The following is a 2703-nucleotide window of genomic DNA, read 5'->3' on the forward strand; positions in this document are numbered from 1 at the left end:
TTTGAAGTTGTTGTTGACACTGCAAAGGAACCGACCCGTTCTGCCCATGCTGCGGGGGCCGCAACTGCATCGCCACACCCCGCGAAGACATCGACATTGCCGAGCTTGAAAGCTACTGGCAGAAAGTCATCCAACGGGCGCTAGAAGACGGCACAGATTTGCCCGGGCCGATTGCAACGTTACAGCGATAGTGCTGCAACCGGCGCAGTGTGTGTTACGCCTCGGCGCCAACGACAAACAGCGGCTCGCGGTCAACCTCTTTCCCTTCCGCATCGAGCACCCACACCCCCCAATGGGTGGCATAAAACCCTTCATGCCTGTTGATCGCACTCGATTCGGCGCCGGCAAACGTGATTAGCGACTCTTCCGCGACGATGACCGGTTCGTCAGCATCGGTCCACGCAATCGATGCGGGCGGCGGCGTGCCCGGCCCTTGGATCGGTCCGATAACACGAAAATCCGTCTTCAAACGTGGTGCAAGGGTCACACCCATTTCGCCTCGAATAAAAGTGGTCGCTCCTTTGAACGTCAGCGCGACAGCGGCGTGTGCGGGCGCGTAGTTTCTGAAAACCAGAGCGTGCATGAACCAATTTCCGCCCGTCGTAAAGATGGCGCCGGGAAGCAGATCGGTGGCTCTGGCGATGACAAAGGAATCGGGTTTAAGTGGCACTTTGAACCTCCCTGGTTCGTGCTTATTTGGAGTTGAAAGAATCGGCTGTCTGAGCGCTTTTAGCACGCGCTGTGGCGAGCTTGGCCCATGCGTTGCCACGACCGGCCTGGCGGTCGGCGAGACCGTCAGCGAGAACGACGACCGCGCAGCTTTGCGCTATCACTCCGAAAAGAACAGTCGGATGTAGACGGCCAATGCTGACAAACATGCCATGGACAGCATGGTGTAGCCGAAGAACTGGGTTCCGTTGATCCAGCCCCTGCGCTTTTGCAGATATAGCAGCAACACCAGCGCCACGAGAGCGCCGATAAAGACATGCGGTGGTAGATCAGGTGTCATGGCACGCTCCATTGAATGCGTTGGTCAGTTCTCATGCGCCGGCACCAGCGGTGCGGGCGGGCTTGCGGGTGCGCGGCAGGCCAGGCAATTTCAGTTGCGCCCGATCGCTCGGCAGGATCTTCGCGGCGGTGGCCACCGCCGCGCCGGCCGACTTCTTGGCCGGCTTGGCGGGTTTGCCCGGGCGCTGGAGCTTGGCCAACTCCTTCAACGCGGCCGGCCGCCCTCGGCGGTAGACCTTGGGCGCGCGCACGTAGCCCACCGGCAGCACCTCGAACACGGTCACGCCCAGCGCCAGCAGCTGGGCGGCGGCGGTGTCGAGCGAGGCAAACACGCGCGGTTCGCCGCGCTGGCCGGTCAGTTGCTTCTCGACCTGGCCCATGCGCACCATGACCGTATAGCCGCCGACCTGGCCGACCAGCTGCACGGTGCGCAGCACCCCGGCACTGGCCAGGGCGGCGAGGGTGGTGATGGAGATGGGCGATGTCATGATCGAGGCATCAAACATGGATGTTTGATGATCAAGCTTTGCAAGCTGCACTGCAAGTGCTCTCGCGGCGAGGGCGGCAGCGCACATAACACGAGATTCCACGCAGTGGCGCGGTGCCTCCGTGACCAGCAGGGCGGTCGGGCAATCGCGTGACGGGTTTTATGCATCCTTGCATCGCCCGGGCGTATCGGTTAGGCTAGCCGCACCACTCCTCCCTTGTCGCCTCATTCAATTGGGTAACGGCTTGGGACGAAAAAACCGCCGCAAGGCGGTTTTTTCATGTCCGCAGGAAGCTCCTCGTGACAACCGACAAAGCCACTGCCGTCTACATCGATGGCTACAACCTGTACTACGGGCGCATCCGTGGGACCGCATTTAAGTGGCTTGATGTCGTTGCACTGTTCGATCGCCTCCTGCATGACCAAGATCCGACCACCGATCTGCTGCATGTCCGGTATTTCACGGCGCCGGCGCTGGGTCGGTTTGCGACCCACAAGCAGGCCTCGGAAACGCAAGCAGCGTACTTGCGCGCGTTAGCACACACTCACCCGCAACGATTCACCACGACATTAGGCAAGCACAGCTGGGACAAAGGGGGAACTCTTCTGCCGGAGTTTGTCAGCGGCCAGCCGTATGATCGAGCGCGCCGGGTTCGGGTCTGGAAGCTCGAAGAGAAACAGACAGATGTGAACCTGGCGCTGGCCATGTACCGGGATGCCGCGTCGGCGCGCTATCAGCAGCTGGTGGTGTGCTCCAACGATAGCGATATCGAGCCGGTCCTTGCAGCGATCCGCGAAGACTTCCCAAGCATCGTTCTAGGCGTCGTCACGCCACGCAGGCCGCCGGTCGATGGTGAGTCGGACAGAAGAGTCAGCGTCTCGCTGTCGAGCCGCGCTGACTGGACCCGGCAATACATTTTGGATGGCGAGCTGGCCGCAGCGCAGCTTCCCGAGCGCGTTCGCAAGGCTGGCAAGCCGATCGACAAGCCTGGTCACTGGTGAGCCTCACTCACCAACGACTAGGCGGCAAGGATGCGCCGAAGCATTTTTTCTGCCTCTGCATCGTCTCCACAGCGATAGGCCTCTTTCGCCATCTGACGCATCGAAACGCCGGGGGCAACCTCGGCATCTCCATCGGCCAAATCAACCCCGGAGAGATCCTGATCCGAGGGTAGACCGTTAGGAAAGTTGAACGCTTCGACAAGCCT

4 protein-coding genes and 1 pseudogene are annotated in these 2703 nt (G+C 61.0%); 1 reads left to right on the forward strand and 4 read right to left on the reverse strand.

Annotated features, from left to right (window positions below; translation table 11 throughout):
- Window positions 1–214: 214 nt before the first annotated feature.
- The 3 genes from J7360_RS21020 to J7360_RS21030 form a co-directional block, all read right to left on the reverse strand.
- Window positions 215–670, reverse strand: coding sequence for a hypothetical protein (locus J7360_RS21020; RefSeq protein ID WP_209034767.1), 456 nt, complete (start codon window positions 668–670; stop codon window positions 215–217).
- A 159-nt stretch (window positions 671–829) separates the two neighbouring features.
- Window positions 830–1009, reverse strand: a complete 180-nt coding sequence (locus tag J7360_RS21025) for a hypothetical protein (RefSeq protein WP_209034769.1) — start codon at window positions 1007–1009, stop codon at window positions 830–832.
- A gap of 31 nt (window positions 1010–1040) precedes the next feature.
- Window positions 1041–1496, reverse strand: a complete 456-nt coding sequence (locus tag J7360_RS21030; protein WP_209034771.1) for a hypothetical protein — start codon at window positions 1494–1496, stop codon at window positions 1041–1043.
- Window positions 1497–1795: 299 nt separating this feature from the next.
- Here J7360_RS21030 and J7360_RS21035 point away from each other — a divergent pair, with 299 nt between their 5' ends.
- Window positions 1796–2497 carry an NYN domain-containing protein gene (locus J7360_RS21035; RefSeq protein WP_209034773.1) on the forward strand — a complete coding sequence of 234 codons (702 nt, stop codon included), beginning with the start codon at window positions 1796–1798 and terminating at the stop codon, window positions 2495–2497.
- Between the two features lie 17 nt (window positions 2498–2514).
- Here J7360_RS21035 and J7360_RS21040 read toward each other — a convergent pair.
- Window positions 2515–2703 (reverse strand): annotated as a pseudogene (locus tag J7360_RS21040) (hypothetical protein); the annotation flags it as partial.

This window comes from Xanthomonas sp. D-99 (assembly GCF_017746145.1).
GTDB classification, from domain to species: Bacteria; Pseudomonadota; Gammaproteobacteria; order Xanthomonadales; family Xanthomonadaceae; genus Xanthomonas; species Xanthomonas cissicola.